Source organism: Nitrosomonas oligotropha (genome assembly GCF_009833085.1).
GTDB classification, from domain to species: domain Bacteria; phylum Pseudomonadota; class Gammaproteobacteria; order Burkholderiales; family Nitrosomonadaceae; genus Nitrosomonas; species Nitrosomonas oligotropha.
Genome location: NZ_QRBZ01000038.1, coordinates 15065 through 32744 on the forward strand (window position 1 = coordinate 15065; position 17680 = coordinate 32744).

19 protein-coding genes are annotated in these 17680 nt (G+C 51.2%); 8 read left to right on the plus strand and 11 right to left on the minus strand.

Annotation, left to right across the window (positions count from 1 at the left end):
• The first annotated feature begins 48 nt into the window (after positions 1-48).
• From metG to ABD07_RS12430, 4 genes are all read left to right on the plus strand, one after another.
• A complete protein-coding gene (metG, locus tag ABD07_RS12415; protein WP_160818547.1) occupies positions 49-2154 on the plus strand; it encodes a methionine--tRNA ligase in 2106 nt (701 codons plus the stop codon).
• A 10-nt stretch (positions 2155-2164) separates the two neighbouring features.
• Complete coding sequence (locus tag ABD07_RS12420; protein WP_160818548.1) at positions 2165-2545, plus strand: nuclear transport factor 2 family protein; 381 nt, start codon at positions 2165-2167, stop codon at positions 2543-2545.
• A gap of 24 nt (positions 2546-2569) precedes the next feature.
• Positions 2570-3325, plus strand: coding sequence for a YggS family pyridoxal phosphate-dependent enzyme (locus tag ABD07_RS12425; RefSeq protein WP_160818549.1), 756 nt, complete (start codon positions 2570-2572; stop codon positions 3323-3325).
• Between the two features lie 203 nt (positions 3326-3528).
• On the plus strand, positions 3529-3852 hold the full coding sequence (locus ABD07_RS12430; RefSeq protein ID WP_160818550.1) for a hypothetical protein: 324 nt from the start codon (positions 3529-3531) through the stop codon (positions 3850-3852).
• A 169-nt stretch (positions 3853-4021) separates the two neighbouring features.
• Here ABD07_RS12430 and ABD07_RS12435 read toward each other — a convergent pair whose 3' ends face one another.
• From ABD07_RS12435 to lgt, 3 genes are all read right to left on the minus strand, one after another.
• Positions 4022-4294, minus strand: coding sequence for a SemiSWEET family sugar transporter (locus ABD07_RS12435; RefSeq protein ID WP_160818551.1), 273 nt, complete (start codon positions 4292-4294; stop codon positions 4022-4024).
• Between the two features lie 233 nt (positions 4295-4527).
• On the minus strand, positions 4528-5277 hold the full coding sequence (locus ABD07_RS12440) for an IS5 family transposase (RefSeq protein WP_160818552.1): 750 nt from the start codon (positions 5275-5277) through the stop codon (positions 4528-4530).
• A 90-nt stretch (positions 5278-5367) separates the two neighbouring features.
• On the minus strand, positions 5368-6192 hold the full coding sequence (gene lgt / locus ABD07_RS12445) for a prolipoprotein diacylglyceryl transferase (protein WP_160818553.1): 825 nt from the start codon (positions 6190-6192) through the stop codon (positions 5368-5370).
• Positions 6193-6291: 99 nt separating this feature from the next.
• Here lgt and ilvD point away from each other — a divergent pair, with 99 nt between their 5' ends.
• The 3 genes from ilvD to ABD07_RS12460 all read left to right on the plus strand — a co-directional run bounded on the left by ilvD (position 6292) and on the right by ABD07_RS12460 (position 8993).
• Positions 6292-7965 (plus strand): dihydroxy-acid dehydratase, encoded by a 1674-nt coding sequence (gene ilvD, locus ABD07_RS12450; RefSeq protein ID WP_160818554.1) that lies wholly within the window; start codon positions 6292-6294, stop codon positions 7963-7965.
• Positions 7966-8169: 204 nt separating this feature from the next.
• Complete coding sequence (locus tag ABD07_RS12455; RefSeq protein WP_090315797.1) at positions 8170-8481, plus strand: c-type cytochrome; 312 nt, start codon at positions 8170-8172, stop codon at positions 8479-8481.
• Positions 8482-8576: 95 nt separating this feature from the next.
• Positions 8577-8993 carry an OsmC family protein gene (locus ABD07_RS12460; RefSeq protein ID WP_160818555.1) on the plus strand — a complete coding sequence of 139 codons (417 nt, stop codon included), beginning with the start codon at positions 8577-8579 and terminating at the stop codon, positions 8991-8993.
• A 60-nt stretch (positions 8994-9053) separates the two neighbouring features.
• On the opposite strand, the gene ABD07_RS12465 is transcribed toward ABD07_RS12460, so the two are convergent.
• The 8 genes from ABD07_RS12465 to ABD07_RS12500 form a co-directional block, all read right to left on the minus strand.
• A complete protein-coding gene (locus ABD07_RS12465) occupies positions 9054-9911 on the minus strand; it encodes an HDOD domain-containing protein (RefSeq protein WP_160818556.1) in 858 nt (285 codons plus the stop codon).
• 161 nt (positions 9912-10072) lie between these two features.
• Entirely contained in the window at positions 10073-11017 is a 945-nt protein-coding gene (lipA, locus tag ABD07_RS12470) for a lipoyl synthase (protein ID WP_108698850.1), read from the minus strand.
• The gene (gene lipB, locus ABD07_RS12475; RefSeq protein ID WP_160818557.1) at positions 11007-11675 is read right to left on the minus strand and encodes a lipoyl(octanoyl) transferase LipB; all 669 of its coding nucleotides are present in this window, start codon (positions 11673-11675) and stop codon (positions 11007-11009) included. The genes lipA and lipB overlap by 11 nt, the downstream gene beginning before the upstream one ends.
• Before the next feature lie 9 nt (positions 11676-11684).
• Positions 11685-11951, minus strand: a complete 267-nt coding sequence (locus ABD07_RS12480) for an HP0495 family protein (protein WP_160818558.1) — start codon at positions 11949-11951, stop codon at positions 11685-11687.
• A gap of 37 nt (positions 11952-11988) precedes the next feature.
• Complete coding sequence (locus ABD07_RS12485; protein WP_108698847.1) at positions 11989-12840, minus strand: D-amino acid aminotransferase; 852 nt, start codon at positions 12838-12840, stop codon at positions 11989-11991.
• A gap of 30 nt (positions 12841-12870) precedes the next feature.
• A complete protein-coding gene (locus tag ABD07_RS12490) occupies positions 12871-13992 on the minus strand; it encodes a D-alanyl-D-alanine carboxypeptidase family protein (RefSeq protein ID WP_108698846.1) in 1122 nt (373 codons plus the stop codon).
• Between the two features lie 93 nt (positions 13993-14085).
• On the minus strand, positions 14086-14631 hold the full coding sequence (locus ABD07_RS12495; RefSeq protein ID WP_160818559.1) for an NUDIX hydrolase: 546 nt from the start codon (positions 14629-14631) through the stop codon (positions 14086-14088).
• A 41-nt stretch (positions 14632-14672) separates the two neighbouring features.
• On the minus strand, positions 14673-15521 hold the full coding sequence (locus ABD07_RS12500) for a DUF2914 domain-containing protein (protein WP_240142550.1): 849 nt from the start codon (positions 15519-15521) through the stop codon (positions 14673-14675).
• A gap of 100 nt (positions 15522-15621) precedes the next feature.
• Between ABD07_RS12500 and ligA the strand changes: the two genes are divergently transcribed.
• Entirely contained in the window at positions 15622-17649 is a 2028-nt protein-coding gene (gene ligA, locus ABD07_RS12505) for an NAD-dependent DNA ligase LigA (protein ID WP_160818560.1), read from the plus strand.
• Positions 17650-17680: the final 31 nt, after the last annotated feature.

Consider the following 17680-nt stretch of genomic DNA (forward strand, 5'->3'; position numbering starts at 1 on the left):
CAGTTTGTTACAATTGACACTTGTTTAATCCGATTCGTTTAATAATTAATGAACACGCGAAAAATTCTGGTGACTTCCGCGCTGCCGTATGCCAATGGCAGTATCCATTTAGGTCATTTGGTGGAATATATTCAAACGGATATCTGGGTACGCTTTCAAAAAATGCGCGGCCATACAGTTTATTATGTCTGCGCCGACGATACCCACGGCACGCCGATCATGCTGCGTGCGGAGAAGGAAGGTATCACGCCGGAAGCTCTGATTGCACGTGTTCATGCGGAACATTCCAGCGATTTTACCGGCTTTCACATTCAATTTGACAATTATTACAGCACTCACTCGCCCGAAACGCGGCATTTTTCCGAGGATATTTACGGCAAATTAAAAACCGCCGGGTTGATTGCCATTCGCGGCATCGAGCAACTGTACGATCCGGTCAAGAATATGTTTTTGCCGGACCGGTTTGTCAAAGGCGAATGCCCGAAATGCGGCGCCAAAGATCAATACGGCGATTCCTGCGAAGTGTGCGGCGCGGCGTATGCGCCGACCGAACTGAAAAATCCGTATTCCGCAGTTTCCGGTGCTAAACCGGTCAACAAATCTTCCGAGCATTATTTCTTCAGTCTGTCCGATAGCCGCTGCGCCGATTTTCTGCGGCAATGGGCCTGCAATGGTGATCACCTGCAACCGGAAGCGGCCAACAAAATGCGCGAATGGGTCGGCGAAGCCGGAGAAAACAAGCTATCGGACTGGGATATTTCGCGCGATGCACCGTATTTCGGCTTCGAGATTCCCGGCGCGCCCGGCAAGTATTTTTATGTCTGGCTCGACGCGCCGATCGGTTACATGGGCAGTTTTCAGAACTTATGCGCGCGGGAAAAAATCGATTTTGATGCATTCTGGCAACCGCAATCGGATGCCGAACTGTATCACTTCATCGGCAAGGATATTTTGTACTTCCACGCGCTGTTCTGGCCGGCGATGCTGAAAAACGCTGGTTACCGCACGCCGACCAAGATTTTCGCGCATGGTTTTCTGACCGTGAACGGCGAGAAAATGAGCAAATCGCGCGGCACGTTCATCACCGCGGAAAGTTATCTGAAACAGGGATTGAATCCCGAATGGCTGCGCTATTACTACGCCGCCAAGCTCAACAGCACACTGGAAGACATCGACCTGAACCTGGATGATTTCGTCGCGCGCGTCAATTCCGATCTGGTCGGTAAATTCATTAATATCGCCAGCCGTTGCGCCGGTTTTATCACCAAGCGCTTCGACGGTAAACTGGTTTCCGGTGAGCAATATCAAGCGTTGCAAGCCATCGTGAACGAGCATTTTTCCAGCTGGCGTCCCGAAGTTATCGAACAAGCCTTTGAAGAACGCGAATTTTCCGCGGCCATCCGCCAGATCATGAAATTTGCCGACGAAGCCAATGAAATGATCCACGCTTTAGCACCGTGGGAAATTGCCAAGCATGCGGATCGCAGCGACGATTTGCACCGCGCTTGCAGTCTCGGCATTCAGTTGTTCTATTTGCTATCGCGTTACTTGAAACCGATCCTGCCAGGTACCGTGCAGCAGATCGAGGCATTTCTCAATGGTGAGCCGCTGACGTGGCCGCAATTGCGCGCTGATCAACCGGTTTCCGATTTGTTACTGCCCGCGGGACATACCATTAACACTTATCAGCACCTGATGACGCGCATCGACACCAAGCAAATCGACGCGCTGATCGCCGCCAATACGCAAAGCTTGTCCGCTGCGACACCGCAATCGCCGGTGCGGCATGCCGAGAAGCAGCAGCATGCGATTGCACCGGTTGCCGAAACCATTTCCATCGACGATTTCAGCAAAATCGATTTGCGTGTGGCTAAAATCGTCAACGCCGAACATGTGCCGGGTGCGGAAAAATTATTGAAACTGACGCTCGATATCGGCAATGAGCAGCGCACGGTATTCGCCGGGATTAAATCCGCGTACGATCCGGAACAACTGAAAGGGCGCTTGACGGTCATGGTCGCTAACCTCGCGCCGCGGCAAATGAAATTCGGTTTGTCGGAAGGCATGGTGCTGGCGGCCGGTGGTGGCAATCCGGGTGAATTGTTCATTCTGTCGCCGGATTCCGGTGCGCAGCCCGGCATGCGGGTCAAGTGATTTGCTGCGAATGGAATCGAATGCGCTCGCGGAATTGATTCAGCAGCTGGAACTTAACTTGCTGCAAAGCGATCTGACCGCGCACCCTGGATTGATCGACGAATTGCTGGCGGAAGATTTCGAGGAAATCGACCATCAAGGAACAATCCATTCCCGGAACGACGTAATCGACTGGCTAACGCGCAAAGATTCGCACATTCACTGGGTATTCAAGGATTTTCGTATCAAAGTAGTGTCCGGGGATCTCGTGCTGGCGATTTACTCGCTGCAAAAGCCCGATCAGCCCGATCAGCCCGATGCCGGAAGCGGAAGATCGACCCGAACCTCGCTTTGGCGGTACCGCAACAATCAATGGAAAATGGTTTTCCATCAAGCATCCAGGAAAAATTAATCTCTCGCACAACAGGAGCAGGCCGTGGAACTCAACGAAGAGCAACAACAGCAATTTAACGATATCAAGAATAACCTCGCTACCGTCAAGCAGCGCATCGTCGATGCCTGCAACAGAGCCGGACGCGACCCTGCCAGCGTGCGCCTGCTGCCCGTGACCAAAACCGTACCGCCTGAGCGGCTGCGCATCGCCTTTGCCGCTGGCGTCGATGAAATGGGTGAAAACAAAATCCAGGAAGCGCGCGAAAAATCCGAAGTGATGGCCGATCTGGGCATCAAATGGGCGATCATCGGCCACCTGCAAACCAACAAAGCCAAATACTTGGCGCGTTTCGCCAATGAGTTCCAAGCGCTCGATAGCCTCAAAGTCGCCGAAGAACTCGACAAACGCCTGCAAAACGAAGGCCGCGCGATCGACGTCTACGTGCAAGTCAACAGCTCCGGCGAAGAAAGCAAATTCGGCCTGCCGCCCGAAGCCGTGCGCGATTTCGTGCAACATCTGCCGCAATTCTCATCGCTGCGCATCAAAGGCTTGATGACACTGGCAATTTTCTCAACCGACCACGACCGCGTACGCGAATGCTTCGTCAAAATGCGCAACATCCAAGCCATGCTGCGCCAGGAAGCGCCCGCTGGTTTGTCGTTCGACGAACTATCGATGGGTATGTCGGGCGACTATGAGCTCGCCATCGAAGAAGGCGCTACTGTGGTGCGCGTCGGCCAGGCGATCTTCGGCAAACGGCCGCTGCCGGATAGTCATTATTGGCCGGGATTGGGGTGATGAGTGATTGTTGTAAGGTACAATATAGGAAACGTATGGCATCGATTATTGGGATTTGTGATATTGAAAACTCAATTGACACAATTTTTCATAAAAACAAGGGAGTAACGTGTTACTTTCCCATTCATTTCGGACGTCTAATTGCAGTTAGCATCGTACCTAGGAGCGGTATGCGATATCTACTTTTTGTCCTAATGATATCCATGTCATTCAACCTGTTGGCTGAGCCTGTTCCGATGATAGGCGGCGGAACTATATCCTGTGGCAAATGGATTTCTGCGGTCGAGGATGAGCACGAAATGCAGATGCAGATCTCCATCCAATGGGTGGCTGGATATATCGGCTCCTATAATTGGTATCGCGCACAAGGCGGGCAATCCATCACCAGTCAACCGGATCTAGAGACTATAAGTCTCTGGGTTACACTATATTGCCGTAATAATCCAACCGATACTGTGTTCAGTGCTTCTGCCGCTCTAGTGCAGCATTTGGGTGGGAAAAGCACGCCGTTTAGATGGGCGAAATGATGCTAACAAGTAGTTCCGGTCGACGCGTTTCGCGTGCGTGTTTGAGCTTCAACGTTAGGCTTTACTGTGTTACAGCACTTCGCCCATTCTCATCTCGGTAGGTTGAGCTGCCGAAGAAAGCCCAACATTAAACGGCGATCAATTGGAATTGGCTAGATGAAAAATCAATTCATCCATTACTCTCTGCGCGGGCGAAGTGGAAAAATGCGACGACCGTCAAAGAATTGATCGCAATGGCGATAATGTTCCAGACAATGACCGGCAAGGAATCGATCAAGACGCCGTAATAAACCCAAACAATCTGGAACACGCCCATGATGCCGGCCATGGTTGGATTCATACCATAAGAGCTTTTCCGTTTGAGCATTGCATACAAATCGGGGGCGGCGGCGAAAGTGGTGCCGAGGCCGGCTATGAATCCGATGATTTCATGTCCTTCCATCCGAATCTCCTGGTGTTATTTGTTCGTATCTCGCGAATCGAAAGCGCGGTAGGTTACAAGAGTTGGGCTTCCTTTGTCAGCCTAACCTACTTTTCTAACTCATAGGTTGGAATGAATCCGCGCCCCCAGTTTTCTCACTGTTCGTCACAACCCCCGCACCATGGCTATTAATGCCACTGAGATGACAATAATAAAAAGCTAACGCGTAAGAATTTCTAGGGTCTGTTGACATTTCACATAGGTAACCATAGATACCCACAAGCCATAGCGACCATACTTTCGTAATTTCTCTTCAACTTATCGTATCTTGTTGCCACTGCGCGATAATGCTTTAGCCGGGCAAAAGCATTTTCCACCAGGTGTCTGCACCTATACAAACCCCAATCCATATCCGCATTACCCTTCAACGAATTGCGCTTTCTCGGTATTACAGCTTTGGCTCCCTGCTTCGTTATGTGCTCTCGTATGCACTCGCTATCGTAGCCCTTGTCTGCAACAATCACTTCCGCATCAGGTAACTTGGCAATCAAACCGGGTGCTGCAGAGCAGTCATTGACTTCTCCACCGGTAATCTCAAACTCAATCGGCAAACCATAACTATCAACCACCAAGTGAATCTTCGTAGTATTCCCTGCACGGCTTTTACCAATGGCCTGAGGTTTCTTACCAGCTGCTCCCGCACTATGCTGATGCGCTTTAACGTAGCTTCCATCAATGAATCCCCACTCACAATCCGGGTCAATAATCAGTGCCTTGAAAATCCTACCCCACTTGCTACTCAATGACCACGCGTTAAATCTTTTGTAAATGGAATTCCAACTTCCAAATGCCTTCGGCAAATCTCGCCACGAACAACCTACCCGCATTCGATACAGCATTCCTTCTACCGTCATACGCAAATTGCGCTTGTTATAAATCGTTTCTTGAAGCAGAATCTTCTCCAGCTTCGACCAAAACTCATCACTGAGCATCAACCGGGGCATCGCAAACTCGTTTTATTGGTGGTATAGGAACCTCAATATTACGAGTTTGCCTCTTTCTATTGAATACTTATCTTCAATTGTCAACAGACTCTAGCGTTTCTTATTTTTGCGCTGGTTATTTTGTGGAGCGTTGTGTGTTTGCCGTCTTGACCACATCAATGCGGCGATGCCTGCCAGAATCATTGGAATCGATAGCCATTGGCCCATGGTAACGCCGAGTGTCAGAATGCCCATGAAGCCATCTTCCGGTTCGCGGAAGAATTCGGCAAATGAGCGCAACACGCCGTAGCCGATCATGAACATGCCGGTGACTGCGCCGGTTGCGCGCGGTTTCGATGAGTAAATCCAGATGACGATAAACAGCAGCACGCCTTCGAGCGCGAATTGGTACAGCTGGGATGGGTGACGGGGAAATTCGTCGACGTACGGAAAAACCATGCCCCAGGGCACATCGGTGTGGCGTCCCCAGAGTTCGCCGTTGATGAAATTGCCGATGCGTCCCGCAGCCAACCCCAGCGGAATCAGCGGAATGACGAAGTCCGTGACAGTCAGCCAGGATAATTTGTGTTTGCGCGCCAGTAATATCATGGCGACGAAAACACCGAGAAATCCACCATGAAACGACATGCCGCCTTCCCAAATGGCAAAAGTGTGCAGCGGGTGCTCCAGGTAGTAACCGAACTGATAGAACAGCACATGCCCCAGGCGTCCGCCCAGAATCACGCCGAGCATCCCATAAAACAAGGCATCGTCGAGCATTTCGTAAGTGAAAGCCGAATGCGGATTGTGTTTGATGCGATACCGCCCGAGCAGAATGAAGAGCGCGAAACCGAGCAAATACATCAAGCCATACCAATGAATGGAAAGCGGTCCCACGGAGATGGCAACGGGATCAATTTGCGGATGAACTAGCATAGTTTCGGCCTTATTTACGGTAAAATAGCGGTCATTATACCAAGTGCGTTTGTGTGCGCCTGGTCATAAATCGTATTTTTATCTCATTCAGGAGCAAGCATGCCAGACAATAAACGTAGCCAGATTATCACCCAAGGAACACAACACGCACCCAGCCGCGCCATGTTGCGCGCGGTCGGTTTCAGTGACGGGGATTTTAACAAGCCGATTGTCGGCGTGGCTAACGGTTATTCGACGATTACGCCGTGCAATAAGGGCTTGAATGAACTGTCTCTAAAAGCGGAATCGGCGCTGAGGAAAGCCGGAGCGATGCCGCAGATGTTCGGCACCATCACGGTATCTGATGGTATTTCGATGGGTACCGAAGGCATGAAGTATTCGCTGGTGTCGCGGGAAGTGATTGCCGACTCGATTGAAACCTGTGTGCAGGGCGGGAGCATGGATGGCGTCATTGCTATCGGCGGTTGCGACAAGAATATGCCGGGTGCGATGATCGCGATTGCGCGCATGAATGTGCCGGCGATTTTTGTCTACGGCGGCACGATCAAGCCGGGGCACTACAAAAATCAGGATTTGACGGTTGTCAGCGTATTTGAAGCGGTAGGGCAGCACAGCGCGCATAAAATCGACGCGGAAGAGTTATTGCAGATCGAACGGCATGCTTGTCCCGGCGCCGGTTCTTGCGGCGGTATGTTTACCGCCAACACCATGTCGTCCGCTTTTGAAGCGATGGGCATGAGCTTGCCGTATTCTTCCACGATGTCTGCCGAAGACGGCGAAAAAATGATCAGCGCCGGACAATCCGCCGAGGTGCTGGTGAATGCCATCAAACAGCAGATTCTGCCGCGCGATATCATCACGCGTAAATCGATAGAAAATGCCGTTGCCGTGATCATGGCGGTGGGCGGCTCGACCAACGCGATCCTGCATTTTCTGGCGATTGCGCATGCTGCCGAAGTTGAATGGAGCATAGACGATTTCGAGCGGATCCGCGCCAAAGTACCGGTATTGTGTGACTTGAAACCGTCCGGGCGTTATGTGACGGCGGATTTGCACTATGCCGGCGGTGTTCCGCAAGTGATGAAAATGCTGCTGAATCACGGCTTGCTGCACGGTGATTGCATCACCATCAGCGGGCAAACGATCGCCGAAGTGTTGAAGGATATTCCCGACACGCCGCGCGCCGACCAGAATGTGATCCGCCAATGGGACAATCCGATGTATGCGCAAGGACATCTGGCGATTTTGAAAGGCAATTTATCCACCGAAGGGTGCGTGGCTAAAATTTCCGGCATTAAAAATCCGAAAATTACCGGACCCGCACGTGTGTTTGAGTCGGAAGAAACCTGCATGGCGGCGATTCTGGAACGTAAGATTCAACCGGGCGATGTCGTGGTGATCCGTTATGAAGGTCCAAAAGGCGGTCCCGGCATGCGGGAAATGCTGTCGCCGACTGCTGCGTTGATCGGCGAAGGTCTGGGCGATTCCGTTGGTTTGATCACCGATGGCCGTTTCTCCGGCGGGACTTACGGCATGGTAGTCGGCCACGTGGCACCGGAAGCTTTTGTCGGCGGCACCATCGCGCTGGTGCAGGAAGGTGACTCGATCACCATCGACGCCGAACAGCGGCTGCTGCAATTGAATGTATCCGATGATGTGCTGGCAAAGCGCCGCGCGGCCTGGCAACCGCCGCAACCGCGTTATTCACGCGGGGTATTGTCCAAGTATGCAAAATTGGTTTCCAGCGCTAGCGCGGGAGCGATAACGGATTAAATCGATAGTGCTGACAGGAAGAGCGATCTGATCCGGTTTCTTCATGCTCTGCTGGAACTAAATAATTTAACCTTAAGTCTTAGCAACGCAGTATCATCAGAGTTTGCAGCAGCGTCGGTAATCACAAACTTACAGGAATTGCTGCAAGTCTGTAAAGTTCGGGTTAGAATATCAACCCTTTTATAATTTTAATAAGGAAGAGATATGAAAAAAGTTTTAATCGGAGCAGTTGCTGCGTCAGCCATTTTATTAGCTGGTGTTGCTCAAGCTAATGCTGATTTGGCAAAAAACAGTGGATGTTTGAATTGCCACAATGTTGACGCTAAACTGGTCGGCCCAGGCTTAAAAGATGTTGCAGCTAAATATGCAGGTCAAGCGGATGCTTCTGCATACCTGGCAGATAAAATTCTAAAAGGAAGCAGCGGTGTTTGGGGCCCAATCCCAATGCCGCCAAATGCTAATGTTAGCCCAGAAAATGCTAAAGTATTAGCTGACTTTATTCTGTCACTGAAGTAAGTCGTTCTGAATTCGGAAAAGCCGACGCTTAATAACGTCGGCTTTTTATTTGCCCGGATATTTTGCAAGAAAGTTTTGTATCAATGGAGGGAGCAATGAAAACTCGTATCAAATGGAAAGGAAATGTCAGCTTTGAGGCTGAGTCCGGCAGCGGTCATTCGGTATTGATGGATGGTGCGCCGGAAGCCGGTGGACAAAACCTCGGGCCGCGTCCGATGGAAATGCTGTTGATGGGATTGGGCGGTTGCACCACCTTCGACGTGGTATTGATTCTAAAAAAAAGCCGTCAGGACATTACCGGTTGCGTGGTTGAAATCGAAGCCGAACGCGCGCCGGTCGATCCGAAAGTTTTCACTCATATCCATTTGCATTTCATTATCACCGGAAACAATTTGAATCCGCAAACGATTGAACGTGCGATTGACTTATCTGCGGAAAAGTATTGCTCGGCTTCCATCATGCTGAAACAAACGGTAAAAATCACGCATGATTATGAAATTATGAATGCTTGATGATAATTTCCTGCGTCATATTGTTGAATCGGTAACGGCAGGACAATGGATGCCGTATTTCTATACACACAGCGCTTCCATTAACGATCTCACTTCCGCCTCCGAGTCCTTGAGCACAGCGCTCAATGTTTCCTCGTCGGTCAGTAAATCGATATTCGCAATGCTGTAACCCATTTGGTTAGAAGGCAGAATAAAAGGGGATTTGACGGGAGCCAGCTGATCGGCGAACAACAGCGTATCGCCAAGTGTGGAAGGGGGGAATACCAAATAACCGCGCCATAAACAGACGATGCCGTCGATCACAAGCTCCGGAACCGATAATGCCTTGAGAATGGCGGTGCCGATTTTAATTTCACACTCCAGTTCCGTTTCGTCTTCCAAATCTTCGTCACTGTTCCACGAACTGGCGATGCTCTCATCGGCCAATCCCGGATAATACTTTTCTCGCGCCAGCAGATAAAACCAGCTGATTTCATGGATAATTCCGGCAAACATTGCCGTATCCGGATCTTGTTTCGTAATCCGGCGGGCAATCACCTGCGCCAGCGCAGCCACGTAGGCGGAATGTTGCCATAATTGCGTAACCATTTCGTTCCGCACCTGCGGCCCGGCAAGCTGCTGCACCACCACAGCCGTTGCTAGATTGCGCACGGTACGCAAGCCAATCAAGGTCACTGCCGACCGCACATCGGTGATTTTTTTCCCTGACCGGTTGAATACCACCGAATTGGCTATCGCCACGACTTTGGCCGACAACAGCGGTTCCAATTGAATGAGCTTAATTACCATCTCAAGATTGCAATCGGGATCATTTAACGCTTTATTGATTTTGATTGCCGCATGGGTTGAGGTGGGAAAAATTAATCTTCCCTGTTCGATTTCAGCAGCCAACGCACTTAAAATTGCGCTTTTTTCCATACAAATCCCTTTTCACTAGTGAGCCAAGGCATGGGCTATCTTCCATGCTTCTCAGCTTACGCTAGGATTGTGAATAGTGATTTGATAAAAAGCGCAATGAATGGAAGCTATTTCCAATTCTGTTTACTTGTATTGCTAATGCGCAGCAAGTGCGTTCCGGTTTAAAGCAAGCCGGATTCGTGCGCCTGCTGATCGGCGTGATAGCTGGAGCGTACCATCGGGCCGCAGGCAGCGTGGCTGAAGCCCATATCCAGCGCAGCTTGTTCAAAAATTTTGAAACCTTCCGGTGTCACGTAGCGCATAACCGGCAGATGGCCGATGCTGGGTTGCAAGTATTGACCGATGGTGAGCATTTCCACATTGTGTTCGCGCAGGTCGCGCAATACTTGCATGATTTCTTCGTCGGTCTCGCCCAGCCCGAGCATCAAGCCGGATTTGGTGGGGATGTGCGGAAATTGTGCTTTGAAATCCTTGAGCAGTTTCAGCGAATTGGCATAATCCGCGCCGGGACGGCATTGTTTGTACAAGCGAGGCACGGTTTCGAGATTGTGGTTCAAGACATCCGGCGGGCAGGCAGCGAGTTTTTCCAGCGCCACTTCCAGGCGGCCGCGGAAATCCGGCACCAAAGTTTCGATTTTGGTATGTGGCGAATGCGTGCGGATTTCACGGATACAGTCGGCAAAATGCTGTGCGCCGCCGTCGCGTAAGTCATCACGATCCACGCTGGTGATGACCACATAGCGCAATTTCATGGCGCCGATCGATTGCGCCAGATGCAGCGGTTCGTCCGCATCCGGTGGTTTTGGGCGGCCATGCGCGACATCGCAGAAGGGGCAGCGGCGGGTGCATAAATCACCCAGAATCATAAATGTAGCGGTGCCTTTACCGAAGCATTCGCCGATATTCGGGCAGGATGCTTCTTCGCACACGGTATGCAATTTATGTTCGCGCAGCAGCCGTTTGACTTCGTAGTAATTTTCGCTGTTGGACGAACGTACGCGAATCCACGAGGGTTTACGCAATAATTCGTCACGCGATTGCGGTGCTATTTTGACGGGGTTGCGCGCTGTTTTATCAGCGCCTTTTTGGCGGGTGTCAGTGGTCATGTTGTTCCGTTAATCGTTTTGTGAGAAGTTTTTCTTGTAATTGATCGGCCAGTTTGGCGCTTAAAATATCCACGCCATCGGGAATACCCAGGTTTTTGGTTTGCGTGACTTGCAATCCTTGATAACCGCAGGGGTTGATGTAGGAGAACGGCGTCAAGTCCATATCCACATTTAGCGCAATGCCGTGATAGCAGAAGTTTTTCCTGATTTTGAGTCCCAACGAAGCAATTTTGGCATTTCCTACGTAAACACCGGGGGCCTCAATGCACCCGGCAGCTTCGACGCAATAATCATCGAGTAAGCCGATCACGGCGCTTTCCATCAGTCTGACCAATTCACGCACACCGAGTTTCAAGCGGCGGATGTCCAGCAGCAGGTAAGCGATGATTTGTCCCGGTCCATGGTAAGTAATTTGGCCGCCGCGATCTGTTTTAACTACCGTGATTCCATGATCGTGCAGCAGATGCTCGGGTTTGCCTGCAATGCCTTGGGTAAAAACCGGCGGGTGCTGCAATAACCAAATTTCATCGCGCGTTTGTTCGTTCCGGTTGTCCGTAAAATCCTTCATGGCCTGCCAGGTCGTCTGGTAATCGCATAATCCCAGGGTTTTGACGATGAAATGCTGCGGTGTGCAAACAGACGTGGAAAGATTTTGCATCGGGGATGATCACAGTACCACGGCAACCAAGGGATGGCTCGATAGCGCTTGGTACAGGGCGTCTAATTGTGTCCGGGAAGTGGCGCGAATGGTGCATGTCAGGCTTAAATACGTGCCTTTTTTACTGGTCTTGACCGCCATCGTCTCAGCATCGAAATCGGGAGCATGAAATTTAACGATCGCCAGCGCAATTTGTGTGAAATCCTGCTGCGCTTTACCCATGATTTTGATGGGAAAGTCGCAAGGATATTCGATCAGTGACGGTTGTTCTGACATCGGAAAATCAAATCATCGGTTATGAATTCGAGCAACCTCAGGAATGGCCGCGCATATTGGTGGCTTTATAGTCCTGGTACAGTGCGTGCAAACGGGCAAACAGCGGCCCCGGTTTTCCCTGTCCTACCGGCTGATTATCCAGTGACGCGATCGGCATGATTTCTTTGGTCGACGATGTCAACAGAATTTCATCCGCCGTGCGGACTTCCGCCTCCGAAATTTCACGGACTTCATGCGGTATTTTATTCGCCGCCGCCAATTCCAGCACCACATCGTAGGTAATGCCGGGCAGCATCAGATTACTTTTCGGCGGAGCCAGCAGCACGCCGTTTTTAACGACAAAAATATTGCTCGCGGCGCCTTCGGTCAGGAAGCCATCGCGAATCAGAATGGTTTCAAGCGCATGAACATCCACCGCCAATTGCCGCAACAGCACATTCGGTAATAACGAAATGGCTTTGACATCGCAGCGGATCCAGCGGTTATCGATCGCGGTAATGGCCGAAGCGCCGCTGGCCAGCAATTCCGCGGGCGGTGGCAGCAGCGGGTTGCTCATGATGAATACAGTGGGCGGTACGTTGACCGGAAACGCGTGATCCCGTTTGGCGACACCGCGCGTGATGTGCAGATAGAGATATTGATCCTCTGCATCGTTTTTCGCGATGACCTGCTCCAGCAGATTCTGCCATTCGTCGTTGCTGAACGGGTTTTTCAAGCGGATGCCATCCAGGCTGTGCTGTAGCCGCCTGAGATGTTTAGGGAGACGGAAGGGTTTGCGCGAATAAGCCGGGATGACTTCATAGATGCCATCGCCAAAGATAAAGCCGCGATCCAGTACGGGAATGCATGCTTCTTCAATGGGCATAAACTTACCGTTCAGATATATCATGCGAACCTTCTGTGATGTGTTAAGACTGGATTAATTAAAGAGTAATTTTACACTATCCCAAGCACGGCCGATGAAGTTCGCGGTGTCGACTTTCTCCAGAGCGACCAATGGATAGGTTTCAACGGTTTTGTCATCCAGCGTGAATTTTACCGTGCCGACTTCCTGCCCCAATTGCACCGGCGCGATCAGTGGTTGTTTGTATTCCATGGTGGCTTTGAGTTTATCGCCCTGGCCTTTAGGGAGGGTGAAATAAACATCCCGGTCGAAACCGGCTTTCAGCTCGTTTTGCGTGCCTTTCCACAAATGGATGGTGGTCAGTGAATCATTCTTTTTGTAGAGATGCAGCGTGTCGTAAAACTGGAAGCCGTAATTGAGCAGGCGCTGGCTTTCGATGCTGCGCGCATTGGCGGATTTCGCGCCGATCACCACCGATATAAGCCGCCGCTTGTCGCGGATCGCGGAAGTGATCAGGCAATAACCGGCGGTTTTAGTCCATCCGGTTTTCATACCGTCCACATGCGGATCAATCCATAACAACCGGTTTCTGTTCGGCTGCGTAATGTTGTTGTAGGTATATTCCTTTTGTGAATAGTGCGGATAAAATTCGGGAAAATCGCGGATGATGGCCGTCGCCAGCAGTGTCAGATCATGCGCCGTGGTGTAGTGCTCTGGATCGGGCAAACCGGTCGAATTGGTAAAATGCGTGTTTTTCATACCCAATCGGCCTGCTTCTTTATTCATCAGGTTGGCGAAGCTCGCTTCCGAGCCTGCAACCGCTTCCGCCAATGCGATACAAGCATCGTTGCCGGATTGCACAATCATGCCGCGGATCAATTCTTCCACGGTGACCTGTTTATTGGGTTCGATAAACATGCGCGAACCGATCATGCGCCAGGCGCTTTCGGATACCGGAACCGGTTGATCCAAGGCAATCTGCTTTTGTTTGATGGCGGAAAACACCACGTATGCGGTCATGAGTTTTGTTAACGATGCGGGTTCGATGCGTTCATCCGCATTTTGACCGGCCAACACCTGGCCGGTTTGGAAATCTGACAGTAAATAAGCTTTGGCTGCGATGGAGATATCTTGTGATTGGGCAGGTACTGACGAGACGGCGAGGCATACTAGCAATAGAACGAATAAATGCTTCATAAGAGTCTGGAGTCTGCAAAAAATGAACATTATAGCTTGCTGTCGGGGAATCTAAAACCTTGTAATTTTTGAGCGAAGAAACAATGACCTTGTTCAGGAACTGCTGGATGGTTTGTCGATGACACCCATGTGAAATCCCAGTTTTCCTTCGCTGCGCTCCTTGAAATACTGTTTCAAGGGATCATGAATGACGCGAAACGCCATCTCGTTCCAAGGAATTTCGTGTTCGGAGACCAGTTTGACTTCCAGGCTTTCAATGCCGGGTTTGAAATCGAGATCGAGCAATCGTGCGCGGAATAAAAAATACACCTGGCTGATATGCGGCAGGCTGTAAACGGCGTACAAGTCGCCGATTTCAACGCGTGCAGTGGCTTCCTCCAATGTTTCGCGCGCGGCAGCTTGCGCCAGTGTTTCATTATTTTCCATAAAACCGGCCGGCAGAGTCCACCAACCTAAACGCGGTTCAATGGCGCGGCGGCACAATAAAATTTTATCTTCCCATTCCGGAATGCACCCGACCACCATTTTGGGGTTCTGATAGTGAATGACCTTGCACGTCGTACATACATAACGTGGCAGCGAGTCGCCTTCGGGTATGATCAACTCAACGGTGGCACTGCAATAACTGCAATATTTCATGGGTAAATCCTTTAGTGCATACGGTAGGATGTGAGCGCGTTTTACTGTTGGGTGACGGTAAAGCTCCGGCTTGCCAATTGATTTCCGGATTCATCGGCTAATTCAACGCGCCATTCGCCCAGCCGCCGTTGATCCAATTGCTTGCTGGCATGCGTGCGCCAATTGTTGTTGTGCACCTGCAAGTTTAATTTTGAATCCAGTTTGTCATTGTAATACCAGTCAATACGGATTTTCTTTCCCCGCATATTTTTTAAATGCAGGTAAAAATGAATCGGTTTGGATTCACCCGGTTGCAGCTGCACGGTGTCAATCGAATCGACCGGTTCTCGTGCGTCTATCGCATGACTTAATTGCGCGCGGACAACTTCGGCATGATCGGATGGTTGCTGCGGTTTTGCTTGTACAGCCGTTTTCGGCGCCGTTTTTCCGGCGTTACCGGATGCGATCCGCTGCGGTTTTTTTGCGGGTATTGGAACTGGTTTAGCGGCAGCGTGCTTTGTGCCGGACTCGGCTGGTTTCACTAGGGGTTTCTGCACGCTGATCGATTCACCCGGTTGCGCTCCGGTAGTATTGCCGGTTGTGGCGGGTTCCGCCTCGGTTTTTTCCGGGGAAACGGCCTGTCCGGAAACTGCAACGGCGGTGTGGCCGGATGCAATCGTTTCATCGGCGGCTTTCTCAGTGCCGCCGCTGGAAAAGAGCAAATAACCGGCCAAAACGAGAATGGCTAACAGCAATGCTGCTGCGATGGCGATTTTGTTCCAATCCAGCGTTTCTTCGTAAGTGACTTCCGGTTCGGGATAAATCTCTTCGATGGCTTGTGGCGGTTGCTGAATTTGAATACGGATTTTTAATTTATTGTTGCTCATGTCGCGTGTCGTTTCTTGAGACATTGGGATTTCGTAAAGGAATTTTTCGATGGTGTGTGCAGTATAAAGGATTTTTTGCCAATTACTGAAACCGTGTCTTACCGCTATTCGCTATACTTCCGCTATGGAAGAGAACATTCATGAAATAAGCCATCGTGCGCAGGCGCTGCGAGCCGAGATCGAGTTGCATAATTACCGTTATTATGTGCTCGATAATCCATCTATTCCCGATGCGGAATACGATCGATTGCTGCGTGAGTTGCAGCAAATCGAGCAGGATTTCCCGCAACTGATTACCGCCGGTTCACCGACGCAGCGGGTGGGTGCTGCACCGCTCAAAGCCTTCGCGCAAATCACACATACTGTCCCGATGTTGTCATTGAGCAATGCGTTTGACGAAAGCGAAGTCGAAGCTTTCGACCGGCGTGTGCGCGATGGTTTGTCCGTTGATAGCGTGGAATATACCGCGGAGCCGAAATTCGACGGTCTGGCGGTCAGTTTGCGGTATGAACATGGTGACTTTAAAACCGGTGCAACACGTGGCGATGGCTATACCGGTGAAGATATTACGCTGAACCTGAGAACGATCCGGTCGATTCCCCTGCGGTTGCCGCTGACTCATCCACCGGCTTTGCTGGAAGTGCGCGGTGAAGTATTGATGTTGCAAAAAGATTTTCAGCGGCTGAATCAGCAGCAATTGGCCAAAGGTGAAAAGGAATTCGCCAATCCGCGCAATGCAGCGGCGGGTTCGCTGCGTCAACTCGATCCCGGCATTACCGCAACCCGGCGCCTTACTTTTTTCGCGTATGGCATCGGGCAATGCGACGACGCGGATTTGCCGCGGGATACGCATTACCGGATGCTGCAATATCTGTCTGCTTTGCATTTTCCGGTCACGCAGGAATGCCGGGTGGTGACGGGATTAACCGGATTGCTGGATTACTATCGCGCGATTGGCGCGAAGCGCGATGCTCTGCCGTATGCCATCGATGGCGTCGTCTATAAAGTCAATTCGCTGGCATTCCAAGAAAAACTCGGTTTTGTGTCGCGCGCGCCGCGCTTCGCCATCGCGCACAAATTTCCGGCGCAGGAAGCCATCACGCAATTGCTCGATATCGATGTGCAAGTCGGCAGAACCGGCGCGTTAACGCCGGTGGCGCGGCTGCAACCGGTGTTTGTCGGCGGCGTGACCGTGACCAATGCAACTTTGCACAACGCTGACGAAATCGAACGCAAGGACGTACGCATCGGCGATACCGTCATCGTGCGCCGCGCCGGTGATGTGATTCCGGAAGTAGTTTCGGTGGTAGCGGAAAAACGTCCAGCGGATGCGCGGATGTTTGTCATGCCCGGGCATTGCCCGGTATGCGGCGCGAAAGCCGTGCGGCTCCCGGACGAGGCGGTCGCGCGTTGCACCGGCGGTTTATTCTGTCCGGCGCAACGCAAACAGGCGATTTTGCATTTCGCGTCGCGCCGCGCGCTGGATATTGAAGGATTAGGAGACAAACTGGTCGATCAGATGGTCGATAACGCCATTATCCGCACACCGGCGGATCTGTATAAATTGGGATTGGCAGCATTGGCCAGCCTGGAGCGCATGGCGGAGAAATCGGCCGGGAATATTCTGCGAGCGATTGAGAAAAGCAAGCACACCACACTGGCCAGATTTATCTATGCGCTCGGCATCCGTAATGTCGGCGAAGCGACGGCGAAAGAACTGGCCGCGCATTTGGGCAGTCTGGACCGGTTGATCGAAGCGGATAGCGAACGCTTGCAGCAAATCCCGGATATCGGTCCGGTGGTGGCGCAAAGTATTGTGGATTTTTTTGCCGAGTCGCATAACCGTGAAGTCATTGAACAGCTGCGCGCCTGCGGCGTGCATTGGGATGAGCACGAAGGCAAATCCGCGCAAAACAGCTTGGCAGAGCCATTAAGCGGCAAAACATTTGTGTTGACGGGCACTTTGCCGACGATGAGTCGTGAAGAAGCCAAGGAAAAAATCGAGGCGCTGGGTGGCAAAGTCAGCGGCAGCGTTTCCAAAAAAACCGATTATGTCGTCGTCGGCGCCGATCCCGGCAGTAAGTACGACAAAGCGGTGAGTATCGGAATTACCCTTCTTGATCAAGAAGGATTAGAGGCGTTGCTGAAATAATTCATCGCTGTTGCCACGAGAATAGAATGAC